The sequence below is a fragment of the Achromobacter sp. UBA4530 genome (genome assembly GCF_002388205.1).
In the GTDB taxonomy this organism is placed as follows: domain Bacteria; phylum Pseudomonadota; class Gammaproteobacteria; order Burkholderiales; family Burkholderiaceae_B; genus Achromobacter; species Achromobacter animicus.
In genome coordinates this window covers 94,740-108,612 of record NZ_DGMA01000044.1, presented here as the reverse complement: position 1 = coordinate 108,612, position 13,873 = coordinate 94,740, and the positions used below count along the sequence as shown (strand labels likewise).

Annotated in this window: 9 protein-coding genes, 1 tRNA gene and 1 other RNA gene; 8 read left to right on the top strand and 3 right to left on the bottom strand. The window is 66.6% G+C overall.

Annotated features, from left to right (window positions below; genetic code table 11):
* The first annotated feature begins 126 nt into the window (after positions 1-126).
* Complete coding sequence (locus B2W22_RS25925; protein ID WP_175125912.1) at positions 127-513, top strand: ribbon-helix-helix domain-containing protein; 387 nt, start codon at positions 127-129, stop codon at positions 511-513.
* 83 nt (positions 514-596) lie between these two features.
* On the opposite strand, the gene B2W22_RS25920 is transcribed toward B2W22_RS25925, so the two are convergent.
* The gene (locus B2W22_RS25920) at positions 597-1,184 is read right to left on the bottom strand and encodes a TetR/AcrR family transcriptional regulator (protein ID WP_175125913.1); all 588 of its coding nucleotides are present in this window, start codon (positions 1,182-1,184) and stop codon (positions 597-599) included.
* Positions 1,185-1,319: 135 nt separating this feature from the next.
* Between B2W22_RS25920 and B2W22_RS25915 the strand changes: the two genes are divergently transcribed.
* Together B2W22_RS25915 and B2W22_RS25910 are read left to right on the top strand one after the other, a co-directional pair.
* A complete protein-coding gene (locus B2W22_RS25915) occupies positions 1,320-2,528 on the top strand; it encodes an MFS transporter (protein WP_175125914.1) in 1,209 nt (402 codons plus the stop codon).
* Positions 2,529-2,587: 59 nt separating this feature from the next.
* Entirely contained in the window at positions 2,588-3,742 is a 1,155-nt protein-coding gene (locus tag B2W22_RS25910; RefSeq protein WP_414632029.1) for an MFS transporter, read from the top strand.
* A 60-nt stretch (positions 3,743-3,802) separates the two neighbouring features.
* On the opposite strand, the gene pbpG is transcribed toward B2W22_RS25910, so the two are convergent.
* On the bottom strand, positions 3,803-5,005 hold the full coding sequence (gene pbpG / locus B2W22_RS25905; RefSeq protein WP_286940103.1) for a D-alanyl-D-alanine endopeptidase: 1,203 nt from the start codon (positions 5,003-5,005) through the stop codon (positions 3,803-3,805).
* 310 nt (positions 5,006-5,315) lie between these two features.
* A tRNA-Arg gene (locus B2W22_RS25900) sits at positions 5,316-5,390 on the bottom strand.
* Positions 5,391-5,740: 350 nt separating this feature from the next.
* On the opposite strand from B2W22_RS25900, the gene B2W22_RS25895 reads away from it, so the two are divergent.
* The 5 genes from B2W22_RS25895 (at position 5,741) to ffs (ending at position 13,748) form a co-directional block, all read left to right on the top strand.
* Complete coding sequence (locus B2W22_RS25895) at positions 5,741-6,946, top strand: MFS transporter (RefSeq protein WP_175126024.1); 1,206 nt, start codon at positions 5,741-5,743, stop codon at positions 6,944-6,946.
* 23 nt (positions 6,947-6,969) lie between these two features.
* On the top strand, positions 6,970-7,128 hold the full coding sequence (locus tag B2W22_RS25890) for a hypothetical protein (RefSeq protein ID WP_175126025.1): 159 nt from the start codon (positions 6,970-6,972) through the stop codon (positions 7,126-7,128).
* 124 nt (positions 7,129-7,252) lie between these two features.
* The gene (locus B2W22_RS25885; RefSeq protein WP_414632028.1) at positions 7,253-9,922 is read left to right on the top strand and encodes a PD-(D/E)XK nuclease family protein; all 2,670 of its coding nucleotides are present in this window, start codon (positions 7,253-7,255) and stop codon (positions 9,920-9,922) included.
* A 2-nt stretch (positions 9,923-9,924) separates the two neighbouring features.
* Positions 9,925-13,383 (top strand): UvrD-helicase domain-containing protein, encoded by a 3,459-nt coding sequence (locus B2W22_RS25880; protein ID WP_286940099.1) that lies wholly within the window; start codon positions 9,925-9,927, stop codon positions 13,381-13,383.
* A gap of 267 nt (positions 13,384-13,650) precedes the next feature.
* Positions 13,651-13,748: signal recognition particle sRNA small type (gene ffs, locus B2W22_RS25875), an RNA gene on the top strand.
* Positions 13,749-13,873: the final 125 nt, after the last annotated feature.

Sequence of the window (13,873 nt, the reverse complement as noted above, 5' to 3'; positions counted from 1 at the left end):
CAGCGCGGGAAGGTACAACTCGTCACCGAGTCGGGGGCCGTATTGCGGCCGGCGCGGCAATCGTCGTACAGTCGTTCGCAGGCGCGCCGTTCCCGGCAGCGTGTCGCCGATGCCCAGGAGCCGTCCATGTGTGAAATATTCATCCGCGCCACCGAGCACTCCTACGCCTGCGAAACCCGATCTCTGCGCCTGCACGGCGTGGCGACCAGCCTTCGGCTCGAGCACCTGTTCTGGCAGGTGCTGGAAGAAATCGCCGGCCGCGACGGCATGCGGGTCACGCAACTGATCGAACGCCTGTACGACGAGCTGGTCGAGTACCGCGGCGAGGCCGCCAACTTCACCTCGTTCCTGCGCGTATGCTGCCTGCGGTATCAGTTGCTGCAGGCCGAAGGCCGCATCCCCCGGGATGCCCGCGTGCCTATCCAATCGCTCAATGCCCAAGCCGTCCTGGAAGGGTTGCCGCCGTCGCTGTGCGATGCCCAACCCGTTCCCGCGAAGCGCCGCGCGGCATGACGACCTAGCGCGCGCTGACTTGGCGAGCAGGCGTCGCGCCATGCCCGCCCGGGGCAGCAACAGGTCCCGCGCATTCGTGCTGCCTACCGTGTCGCCAACAGTCCGCGCAGCAATAGCTCCAATGCCGCGCTGCCCCGCGCCAGCCGCGCACTGCCATCTTCGCCGTCGGCAATCCAGAACGCGGCTTCGGCCAGACTGCCGTAAATCAGCGAAGCGAGCGCCTGCGCATCCGCGTCGGCCACAATCCCCTGCTGGATGAGGTTGTCGATCAGGCGCTGCATAGATGCCACGCAATGGCGTTGGGATTCCGGGGATGCGCCACCCAGCACCGCCGTGGCGTCGCGCAGCACGATGCGCTGGATCTCGGGCTCCAGCGCCATTTCCAGGTAGGCATGGCAGCGTTTGCGAAAGCCTTCCCAAGCGTCGTCGGAGCGGTCCGAGATCGTCTGAAGGCGCGCATCCATCTCGGCGTCGATCTGCGCCACGACCGCCGACAGCAATCCCTTCTTGTCGCCGAAGTGGTGGTATAGCGCGCCACGGGTCAGTCCCGCCTGCGCAGTGAGGTCGTCCATTGAAGTGGCGGCATAGCCGTGCGCCGCAAAGCACTGTCTGGCCGTTGCGAGCAGCGTGGCGCGGGTTTCTTCCATCTCGGCGCGCGTGCGGCGAACCATTCTTCTCTCCTTACATACGACGCGTATGATTATTTACAAACAGTCCGTATGAATATACGATCTTATTCATACGGACTGTTTGTATTGTCGCTGGCCGGCCGTGCAGCGGCAAGCCGATACCTGCTGGAGAGCTGAATGACCAACCCTTATGGCGACCTTTTCGCCGCCCGCGGCACGCGGGGCTTTGCCTTGGCGGGCCTCGTGGCGCGGATCCCGCTGCCGATGACCGGCATCGGCATCATCACCATGCTGTCGCAACTGCGTGGCGGCTATGCCTTGGCGGGAGCTGTTTCCGCCACCTTTGTGCTGACCTATGCGCTGCTGTCGCCGCAGATTTCCCGCTTGGTGGACCGGCATGGGCAAACGCGCGTGCTACCCGTTGCCACGGCCGTTAGCGTCATCGGATTCTTGATCCTGCTTGGCGGTTCGTGGTGGCAGGCGGCCAACTGGACGCTGTTTGCGGGCGCCTTGCTGGCGGGATTCATGCCAAGCATGTCCGCAATGGTGCGGGCGCGCTGGGCCGTGCTGTACCGGGGCCAGCCGCGTTTGCAGACGGCTTATTCCCTGGAAACGGTGCTCGACGAAGTCACGTTCATCGCCGGGCCGCCATTGTCGGTCGGACTGTCGGTCGCGGTGTTTCCCCAGGCCGGTCCGCTGGCCGCGGCACTGTTGCTGATGGTTGGTGTGTTCGCGCTGGTCGTACAGCGGGACACCGAACCGCCCGTCCAGGCGCAAGACGCCGCCACCACGGACGCCGGATCGGTGATCCGATCGGCGCACGTTTGTTTGCTGGCGCTGCTGATGGTGGCGATGGGCATCATCGTGGGCACGGTGGACATCGTGAGCGTGGCCTTCGCCGAACAGATGGGCCAGCCGGCCGCGGCCAGTCTGGTGCTGTCGGCCTATGCCGTGGGTTCCTGCGCGGCCGGACTGTTGTACGGCGCGCTCAAGGTAAAGACGCCGCCGCATCGCCTCTTGCTGCTGTGCGGTCTGGCAATCGCAGCCACCACCTTGCCATTCCTGCTCGTCGGCAGCATCGCCGCGCTGGCTGGGGCCGTGCTGGTTGCTGGAGTGTTCTTCGCGCCGACCATGATCGTGGCCATGTCGCTGGTCGAGCGCCTGGTGCCGGAGCAACGCCTGACCGAAGGCATGACTTGGCTGCTGGCCGGATTGAATGTCGGCGTTGCGCTGGGCGCTGCGTTTTCCGGCCACGTGGTGGATGGCGGTGGGGCACGGGCGGGCTTCGCCGTCGCGGTCGGTGCAGGCGGGGTAGTGCTGTTGGTGGCGATGTGGGGGCATCGGCGCCTGAGCGCCCATGGCTCGCCGGCATGGCGGGCCGCGTGATGGCGGCCCGGTCATTATGGCTGGCTGTCGGGGCGGCCAGTCTTGCCACTTTCTCCGTCGTGACCACTGAAATGCTGCCGGTAGGTCTGCTGACGCCCATTGCCGACACGATGCGCGTCTCCACGGGATCTGCCGGCCTGACGATCTCGCTGCCCGCGTTGCTGGCTGCGCTGTTCGCGCCGTTGGTGGTGATCGCATCGGGCGGCATGGATCGGCGCAAGATCCTGAGCGGCCTGCTGGGTCTGCTGGTGATCGCCAACGTGGGTTCGGCATTCGCGCCCGGCCTGGGTTGGCTACTCGCGGCGCGCGTCCTCGTCGGATTCTGCATGGGAGGCATATGGGCCATCGCCGGCGGCCTAGCTGCGCGGCTTGTGCCGCACGGCGCTGTCGGCTTGGCGACATCCATCATCTTTGGCGGCGTCGCCGCCGCATCCGTGATGGGCGTGCCGCTCGGCTCGCTGATTGGAGAACTCGCCGGGTGGCGCTGGGCCTTCGCAAGCATGGCCGTCTTCAGCGCGCTGGTGCTGGCGCTTCATCTTGCTGTCATGCCGGCGTTGCCCGTGGCCAGTTCGGCCTCCGCGCGCCAGTTCGGCGCGCAACTGGCCAATCGCGGATTGCGGGCGGGGCTGCTGCTGACGGTGTTGCTGGTGACCGGGCACTTCACGGCCTTCACCTTCGTGCGTCCGCTGTTGCTGTCGGTGTCGGGGTTTGACGCGCAATGGATCGGCGCGTTGCTGTTTGCCTATGGACTTGCGGGCATCGCCGGCAACTTCCTCGCTGGCATCGCCGCGGCGCAGCGCACGCTGCCGACCTTGACGGCAATTGCGCTGGGGTTGCTGCTGACACCGGCCCTGTTCCTGGTCGTGGGCGGTTTTCCTATCGGCGGTGGTGTGGCGCTCGTGGCATGGGGCCTGGCCTATGGCGGCGTGTCTGTCGGCCTCATGACCTGGATGATGAAGGCCGCGCCGGGGCATGTGGAAATCGCCACCGCGCTGTATGTGGCCGTGTTCAATATCGGCATTTCACTCGGATCATGGGCGGGCGGCCAGATCGTCGATGGCTTCGGCTTGACCGGCAATCTGTTTGCGGCGGGAGGGTTGGCTGCCGCGGCGCTGCTGGTGCTGACGCTGTATGCCAGCCTGGGGAAGCAGGGCGCGAAAGCCCGCTCTGATGGAAAGCCCGCGAAGTGCAGTGCGCAAGTGCGCGCCAAATAAGGAAAGGGCCCGATGCAATCGGGCCCTTCATTTTTGCTACACGCAGCGGTCAGCCGCCCATCAGCCGCCGGCGCCTATCGACGCCATCGCCACTTCGCTCTGCACGATGCGGCGGATGCGCACGGCATCGCCAATACGCGAGAGTTTGCCCTGCGAATCCAGCAGCACGATCGCCAGGTCGCGGCCGTTGATACGCGCCAGCATCACCAGGCATTCGCCCGCTTCGTTGATGTAGCCAGTCTTGGACACCTTGATGTCCCAGTCGGGCTTGCGCACCAGCAGGTTGGTGTTGCGGAAGGTCTGCGTGCGGTTGTTGATCTCGACCTCGTACTCCGTGTCGGTGGAATAGCGGTGGATCAGCGGACGCTGCGACGCCGCGCGCAACAGGCGCGCCAGATCATGCGGCGACGACACGTTGTTGCTGGACAGGCCGGTGGGTTCGATGAACCGCGTGCTGGTCATGCCCAGCGATTGCGCCTTGGCATTCATGGCGGCCACGAAGGCCCGCAGGCCGCCCGGGTAGTGGCGGCCCAGCGCGTTCGCGGCGCGGTTTTCGGAAGACATCAGCGCCAGGTGCAGCATGTCGCCGCGCGACAGTTTGGTGCCCACGCGCAGCCGGGACGTGGTGTGCTTGAGCTCGTCGACGTCCTCGTCGGTGATCTCCAGCATTTCGTCCATCGGCAGGTTGGCGTCCACCACGACCACGGCGGTCATCAGCTTCGAGATCGAAGCAATGGGACGCACGACGTTTTCGTTCTTGGCGAAGATGACCGTGGAAGTTTCCAGGTCTTGCACATAGGCGGTGCTGGAGCGCAGCGCGGCCGCTTCGGCGCGGGCCGAGGCGGCGGGCGGCGGCATCGCGGCGCTGGCAGCGCCGGCTGCGGCAACGCGCCGGCCGCGAGCGGCCTTGTCCGCCTTGCCACCCTTGCCGCTCCTACCCGACGCGCCCGCCTTCTTGGACGGCGTGCCTTTCGCGGCAACCTGCTTGCCGCTCTTGGGCGGGGCCTTCTTGGCCGAAGAGGATTTGGGAGGCGCCTTCTTGGCGGACGGCGCGGCCTGCTTGGCAGCGGCGCTCTTGCCCGAGCCCGCCTTGGGCGCGGGGGCCTTCTTTGCTTGTTGCGCCTTGCAGGCCGCCGATTTGGCGTTTGTCTTGCAAGGATCGGAATTTTTGGCTGCTTGTGCCGCAGGGGGCAGGAGCGCGCACACCGCCAGCGCGGCAGGCGCTAGGGCTTTCGCAATTGCACGTTTCCAGGAAAAGGCCATGGTTGAGCAGGCTTGTCGGTCTGTGAACAAATATTTCTTAAGCCGGCGTTTCGTCGGATCAGGAAAAGTCCAGATGAATTATGGGCTTACGCGTCGAATTTAAACAGCAATTTCAAGTGCCACGCAAGGCGATTTGCGACGTTTACCGAAAAAAATATCAGTGACATATTGACGCAGCAGCAATTGGTCACATGTCAGAAGTCGCAAAGCTAACCGCGCAGCGCGCAAGAGCGTAGCCCGGATTAACCCTCATCTGGCTGAATGGGTGGACTTTTTTGAGGAGGAACGGCGCGCAAGGCCGAGGCTTGAGTGGCCTCGCCGGGTGGAATCGAACCACCAATTGACCCTTAGGAGGGGCCGGTTATATCCATTTAACTACGGCGAGCGGGGCGGGGTGCGCGAGACGCTTGCGCCACTGAGGGCGGCAAACGGGCGCCAGCATGGGCGCGCTACTGCACTAAGGCCTTGAAATTGCTGCGGAACTTGCGAGCCGAAGTTTAGCACTGCGGACGCGGGCCTCGAAGCAGGACGCAAGTCTATCAGCAGGCGGGGCAACGCCCAAATCATTGGGCTTTGAATGGCGCCTCGCAAATGTCTCGTCCGCGAAGCTTGTCGTGCCAACGCGGGTATTCGCGGACCCGCCTGCCGACTTGTATATGATGTTTGAGTCCCGCCGCCGCGTGGGGCCGCCCCGAGGAGGGGGCGAAAACCCAAAAACAACCAGACACGGGTTTCATGTCTAGCCAAACCGATACGATTTCCGCACGCACCATTGCCTTGGGCACCCTGGTCGTGCTGCTTGCCATGGGGGTGCGCGCCACCTTCGGCCTTTTCATGCAGCCGATGGGCCTGACGCACGGCTGGAGCCGCGAAGTGTTCTCCATGGCCTTCGCCCTGCAGAACCTGGTGTGGGGCGTGGCCTGTATCTTCATGGGCATGCTGGCCGACCGCTACGGTTCCGGCCGCACGATTGCCCTGGGCGCGCTGCTGTACATGCTGGGCCTCATCGGCACGCGCTTTGCCACCGACGAGGCCACGCTTTATCTGACGGCCGGCGTGCTGGTCGGGCTGGGCCAGGCGGGCACGACGTTCCCCGTCATCCTGCCCGTCGTCGCGCGCTCCGTGCCGCCCGCCTATCGCAGCACGGCGATGGGCATTGCCAGCGCGGGCGGCTCGCTGGGGCAGTTTGCCGTGGTGCCTACCGGACAACTGCTCATCAGCGGTCTGGATTGGACCGGCGCGCTGTGGGTCCTGTCCCTCTTCGTGGCTTGTGCCGCACCGCTCGCGTATTTCCTGCGCGGCCGGCCGCAAGCGCACACGGGTCCCCAGCAATCGCTGGCCACCGCCATCAAGCAGGCCGTGCGGCATCCGTCGTTCCACTTCCTGTTCTGGAGCTACTTCGTCTGCGGCTTCCACACCGCGTTCATCACCTTGCATTTGCCTGCCTATGTGACCGACGGCGGGCTGACGGCCGGGCAGGGCGCCACCGCAATCGCGCTCATCGGCCTCTTCAACGTCCTGGGGTCGTTCTACGCCGGCAAACTCGGCGGCAAGTACAGCAAGAAGCGGCTGCTGGCGGTGGTGTACTTCATGCGGGCGTTCGGCATCCTGTTGCTGCTTTCGGTGCCGCTGACGCCATGGGTGTTGTACGTATTTGCCGCATGGATGGGTTTGTTCTGGCTGGGCACCGTGCCGTTGACGCAGGGGCTCATCGGTCAGATCTATGGCCTGCGCTATGCGGCCACGCTCTCGGGCATCGTGTTCCTCGGCCATCAGTTGGGCAGCTTCATCGGCGTGTGGCTGGGCGGCTACGCCTACGCCAAGACCGGCAGCTATGACCTGGTCTGGTGGCTGGGCGTTGCACTGGCGGTCATCGCCGCGCTGCTGTGCTTGCCCGTGCGTGAACAGCCGGTGACGCCGGCTCAGCCTGCAACGGCGTGATCACGACCTCCCGGAGCCGCGCCATGAACGCCAGCCCGAACCCCGAAGCCCCGCGCCGCAAAGGCTGGCGCGCCGTGGGCGTGCTGGCGTTGGTTGCCGTGTTGGGGCTTGCATTCTGGGGGTACACCACGCCAGAGATGCAGATTCACTGGGAAAACCTGGCCGCACTCTGCGGGTTTTGACAGGGCTCGGCTTACCGCAACCGGCGCATTTTGCCGGCCGGCTCGCGGTATCCTACGGCGGAGATTTTTCTCCGCCTTTTTCATCTCTTTTTCTTCGCGTGGCGCCTGCCGCGCGCGCCCTTGGATGACCATGCAGGACGCAGCGCCCACCTACTCCGATCTCTCGTTGCCAGACATCGCTGGTCTGCCTGCGGCGGACACGCTTGTGCTGACGGTGAACAATCGCCTGTCGCGCCGCCTCACGCTCGAGCTCGCCGGATTGCTGCGCCAGGAACGTCAGGTCAGCGAATTGCCTCGCATCCTGCCGTTGTCCGCCTGGCTTGCGGAATCCGCCAACGAGCTCGCGTTCGAATCCGACGAAGATGTGCCTGCCTACCGGCTCGACAGTTTCGCCACACAGCTCGTCTGGACCGAAGCCATCCGCATCGAAGAAGCCGAACGCGTCCTGCTGGACGCCAGCCAGGCTGCCCGGCTGTCGATGGATGCCGACCTGCTCATGGACGAATGGGCGTTGCAGGTGCCTTCCGGCGCGGATACCGACGAATACCGCGGCTTTGCGCGATGGCGCGAACGCTACCGCCAGACACTCGCCGGCATTGACGCCGAAGACGCGAACCAGGGCTATGCGCGCGTGCTGCGCGCGCTTGAAGCCGGCCGCCTCGCCACGCCGCGGCAACTGGTGCTTGCCGGATTCACGGACATCTCACCGCGCTTTCAGCGCCTGCTGCTGGCGTTCGAGGCGCAGGGCACGGATGTTGCGCAATGGCGCGACACGCAGCGCGTGCAAGCGGTGGCGCATCGCTTCGAAGCCGCAGACCAAGGCGCTGAATGGCGCGCCGCCGCGGCCTGGGCGGCCAGCCAATTGAAGGCCAACCCTGCCGGCCGTTATGCCATCGTCTCGCCGCAACTTGAAGCCGAATCCCCATTTGCCCGCCGCGTGCTCAGCCAGGCGCTGGCCGGGCGCGACGGCGCGCCGGCGTTTGCATTCAACGTGGCGGTGGGCCGTCCGCTCGACGAATGGCCCATGGCGCGCGCGGCGTTGGCGTGGCTGCGGGCCTTGGCCGAATGCGCGCCCGGCAAGGGATGCGGCGTCGACGTGCTGGGCGCCGCGCTGCTTGCAGGGCATTGCGCCGGCGACGTGCGCGACCGCGCGCGTCTTGCGGCCATTGACGCGCGTTGGCGGCGCCAGGGCAAGCTGCACGTAGCCTTGCCGGAATGGCGCAAGCTGCTTGCGGACATTCCGTTGTTGGCGCAGGCGTGGAACCACGCCGCAGAGATCTGGACGCAAGGCGGCAACAAGGCTACGTGCGATGTCTGGATGTTGCGCATGAAGGCCGCATTGACGGCCCTGGGCTTCCCCGGCGAAGCGCCGCTGGACAGCGTCGGTTATCAGGTCATGGGTGCGCTTGGCGATGCGCTCGGCAGCTTTTCGGCGCTGGCGCCGGCCGCGGGCCGACTGGGCGGCTTGGCGGCCGTGAACCTGCTGGAAAGCGTGGCGCGTTCATCCTCGTTCCAGCCGCAGCGCGACCCGCTCGCGCGGTTGGACGTATTGGGTTTGCTGGAAGCCGAAGGCGGCTACTGGGATGGTGTCTGGCTCTTGGGCCTGACGGACGACGTATTGCCCGCATCGCCGAAGCCAAACCCGCTGCTGCCCCTGGCCGTATTGCGCCAGGCCAGGGCGCCACGCGCCACGCCCGAGCGCGAACGCGAATGGGCGGAAGGCATGTACGCCGCGCTCTGCCGCTGTGCGCCCGGCATCATCGTCAGTCACGCGCACATGGATGGCGAACGCGAATTGCGCCCGTCGCCGCTGATCGCCGCGCTTCCCCTCACCGATTGGGCGCCGGTCCTGGCCGAATCGCAGGCCGCCTTGCCGCAGGAATCGCTGGACGATTCGCAAGGGCCGCCGCTGGCCGCCGGCAATCGTGGCGGGGGCGGGCTGGATGTGCTGGATACGCAGGCGCGCAATCCGCTGTGGGCCTTCGTGCGCCATCGCCTCGGCGGGCGCGAGCTCGCGCCGTATGCCGACGCCGCCACCGTGAACGTGCGCGGCCAGTTCCTGCACAAGGCGCTCGAAATCGTGTGGGGCATGATGCCCGACCAGGATGCGCTGCATGAACAGCTTGCGGCAGGCCGCCTGCCGGCGCTGCTGGAGCAGGCCGTGGCGCAGGCCGCTGACGAAGAACTCAAGGAATACGCACCGGCCCTGCGGGCGCTGGAATGCCAGCGGGCCCAGGCCGTGCTGGCGTCGTGGCTCGACCTCGAAGCGCAGCGCATGCCGTTCGCGGTCGCACAGGTCGAAAAGAACCATCAGTGGCAGCGTGGCGCGCTCAACCTGAAGCTGCGGCTGGACCGCATCGACAGCCTGCCCGATGGCCGCAGCGTCATCGTCGACTACAAGACCGGCGTGGCCGCGGCCAAGCCCGAGCCCGACTGGTCGCGCAGCCGTCCGGTGAACGTGCAGTTGCCGTTCTACGCTTCCGTGCTGGCCGACGCCGCCGGCGGGGAAGCGGCGGGCCTGGTGCTCGCGCAGATCCACGCGCGGCAGGTCGCCGCACAAGGCTTGGCCGACGAAGACCTGGGCATGCCGGGCGTCACGCTGGCCAGCGAAAGCAAATTCTTCGAAGGCCTGTCCTGGCCCGAAATCCGTCAACGCTGGCGCGTGGCTATCGAGTCGCTGGCCGACGAATATGTCGCCGGCTATGCGGCCAACGTCGCGTACCGGCGCGACGATCTGAAATACTGCGATGCCTTGCCGTTCCTGCGCTTGCATCTGGACGACGAGGACGCATGACCATGGCCGAACAAGATCGCCTTCCGCATGACCACGCCGCGCGCGCCGCAGCGCTCGATCCCGCGCGCTCCTTTCTGGTCCAGGCGCCTGCGGGGTCCGGCAAGACCGAACTCCTGACCGACCGCATCCTGGCCCTGCTGGCTACGGTGAACCGGCCCGAAGAAATCGTCGCCATCACGTTCACGCGCAAGGCAGCCTCCGAGATGCATGCCCGCGTGCTGAGCAAGCTTCGCCGTGGCCTGGACGCGCCGCCCGAAGCCGCCCACGAACGCCGCAGCTGGGACCTCGCTCGCGCGGCGCTCGATCGCAATGCCGAACAAGGCTGGCATCTGCTCGAGCATCCCGCGCGTCTTGCCATCCGCACCATCGACTCGTTCTGCGCGGGGCTGGTGCGCAGCATGCCGTGGCTGTCCGAGCTGGGCGGCATGCCGGACATCACGGACGATGCGCGTTCGCACTACGAGGCCGCGGCGCGCGCCACACTGGATCTCGCCGACGACTATGAGGCCGTGCGCATCCTGCTGCGCCACCTGGACGTCGACGTGCAGGCCGCCAAGGACGCCATCGCCGACATGCTGGGCCAGCGCGATCAATGGCTGCCGCTCTTGCGCCACGGCTCCGACCGCGAGGCCATGGAGGCCACGTTGGCCGAAGCCATCGGCGAAGACCTCGATGCCCTGTGCGCCGCCATGCCCTACGGCTGGTGCGAGTCGCTTAGCGGCCCGGCGCGGCTTGCCGCGGCCAACCTGCAGGACGGCGAAGACGAAAACAAGCTGGCCGCATTGCTGGATTGGACTGACGAACTGCAGCCCGATGCCGAACTGCTGGACGCCTGGCGCGCCGTCGCGCATCTGCTGCTGACCGGCACCGGCTCCTTGCGCAAGACGGTCAACAAGAATCTGGGGTTCCCGGCCAAATGCGCGCACAAGGAACCTTTCGTCGCCTGGCTTGAAGGCGCCGACGCGCAAGGCGCGTGGGTGCGCCGCCTGCACGCCGTCCGCGATATCCCCGCGCCGCATTTCACCGATGCGCAATGGGAAGTGCTGGGCGCGCAGCTCATGACGCTTGCGCTCGCGGTTGCGCAGTTGCGCCTGCGCTTCGCTGACAAGGGCGAGGTGGACTTCATCGAAATCGCCCAGCGCGCCGCGGCCGCATTGGGCAGCGCCGACGATCCCGGCGAACTGCTGCTCAAGCTGGACGCCTCGATCCGCCATCTGCTCATCGACGAATTCCAGGACACCAGCCAGACGCAACTCGACCTGCTGCGCACGCTGACGGCAGGCTGGCAGTCCGGCGGCGGCCGCAGCCTGTTCCTCGTGGGCGACCCCATGCAGTCGATCTACCGCTTCCGCAAGGCAGAGGTCGGCCTGTTCCTGGAAGTGGCCGACGTCGGTGTGGGAGAGGTCAAGCCAGACTTCCTGAACCTCACGGACAACTTCCGGTCGCAAGCCGGCATCGTGGACTGGGTGAACCAGTCGTTCGTCGACCTGCTGCCCCGGCGCAGCGACGCCGCGGCAGGCGCCATCGCCTACAGCCCGTCCACGGCCTTTCATCCGGCCTTGCCCGACCCCGCCGTGCGCTTTCACCCGGCCTGGTCACGCGAGGGCGCGCCGCCCGCCGAAGAGCAGGCCGAAGACATCGCGGTGGGACTGGTGCGCCAGGCCCTCACCGACCACAAGGGCGCCAAGCACCCCGTCGCCATCCTGGTGCGCGCCCGCAGCCACCTCGGCAATCTCACGCGCCGGCTGGCGCAGGAAGGCATCCGTTCCCGCGCGGTCGACCTCGTGCCGCTGGCGCTGCGCCCAGTCGTGGCCGACCTGGTCCAGCTCGTGCGCGCGCTGTCGCATCCCGCCGACCGCCTCGCCTGGCTGTCCGTGCTGCGCGCGCCCTATTGCGGCCTGACGCTTACGTCGCTGCAGCGCCTGTTTGGCGACGACCACATCACGCCGATACCTGTGCTGCTGGAACGCGCCTTGCGCATTGCGCCGCAACCCGCCGCCACGGCAACGGCCGCTGCGTCGGCAGACCCGCAAGCGTCGCTCTTTGATGCGCCGGCACCCGAACCCGAAGCGCCGTCGGCGCAAAGCGTGCTCAGCGCCGACGAGTTCGCACGCCTGCGCCAGGTCGCATCCGTGCTGCTGGACAAGCGCAACGCCTCCGGCGCAATGCCGTTCGCAGCATGGGTGGAATCGCTATGGCGCCGGCTGGGCGGACCGGGCCTGTACGCCGGCCTGTCCGTCGCCAACGACGCAGAAAGCCTGTTCCAACTGGTCGAACGCCTTGCCCCCCACGGCAGCATTGACGTGGCTGCACTGGACGCCGGCATCTCCCGCCTCTTCGCGGCCCCCGACGCCGCGGACGAAGACGAAGGCGCGGTCGAAATCATGACCATGCACAAGTCCAAGGGCCTGCAGTTCGAAACCGTGATCCTGTACGGCCTGCACCGCGCGCCGCGCGGCGATCAGGCCCCGTTGGTGCGCTTCGAACAAAGCGGCGGCCGCGTCCTCTTCGGTCCAGTCAAACCCCGCGCCGAAACCGAGGCAGACCCCGTCTCCCGCTACCTGGGCGCCCGCGAAGCCCGCCGCGCCTCCTACGAAATCGACCGCCTCCTCTACGTCGCCGCCACAAGAGCCCGCAAGCGCCTGCACCTGGTGGGTCACGTATCGATCGACGAAGCCACCGGCCAGACCAAGACCCCACCCGCAGCCAGCCTGCTCGGCCGCCTGTGGCCCTGCCTGACCCCACCCGTCCCGCCATCGCTCAACGGCGAGCCGGTCCAAGAGGAGGGCGACGCCCCCGAATGGCAAGGCGAACCCCTGCGCCGCATCGACAGCGCGGGCCTCGCGCAGCTGCAACGCCAATCGAACATCACCATGAGCGCCGGCTTCGCTACGGCAACACGCGGCGCATGGGGCGAAGCTGCTGAACATCCCGCGTGGCAACTGGAAGCCGGCTACGACGCCGCCATCGGCACCTTGGCCCACGCATGGCTGGCCCGCATCGGCCAGGACGGCATACAAGCGTGGCCCCCCGAAGCGCTAACCCCCCGCCTACCCGCCATGCGCCGTCAGTTGACCCGAGCAGGCATCCCCGCCAGCCAAGCCGACGCAGCCGCCGAAGCCGTCCTGGAAACCCTGCAAGCCACCCTGGCAGACGAACGCGGCCTATGGCTCTTATCCCAGTCAGGCGCCCGTCGAGAGTGGCCCCTCATCGACGCAGCAGGCAAAGTGTCGGTCATCGACCTGGCCCTAAGCACCGAAGACGGCTGGCTGATCGTCGATTACAAGACGGGCAGACCTCACCCAGGCGAGTCCGCACCCGCTTTCGCCACCCGAATGCGCCAACGCCACGGCGAACAGTTGCAGCGCTACTGCACCCAAGTCACAGCCCTAGACGGCCGCAGCACCCGAGCCGCCCTGTACTTCCCCCGCGCAAAGGCGTGGATAGATTTGATGGAATAAAGCGAAGCGAAAACCCAAGCAAGCAAGGCAAAGCGAAGCGAGCCAAAGGGGGGCAAGCGAAGCAACGCCCCCCAAACAAAGAAAGCGCAGCACCCAAGGCAAGGCAAGGCAAAGCGAAGCGAGCCGAAGGGGGGCAAGCGAAGCAAGACCCCCACCCCCTCCCCCTCGGGGGGAGGGCCGGGGAGGGGGCCCACATATTGCCCCCCGGGGCCCGCCGGCCGAGAGGCTAGCGAGCGCGCGAAGCGCAGCTCTGCTAGAATCTCGGCTGGCGGGCCCCTTCGCATGGTTCGACGGTGAACCTGGTCAGGTCGGGAACGAAGCAGCCATAGTCGTTTAGGGTCAGTGCCGGAGTAAGGCTCGCCAACCGGATTCTTCAAAGCTGTAGCGTTTGCTACTTCGCTTTCACAGGGGACGGGGTTATTTTCCAAGGATTCGTTCCACGGGAATAAGCCCGTCCCCTTTGCATTCCAGCCCGCTCGATCAACGGGTT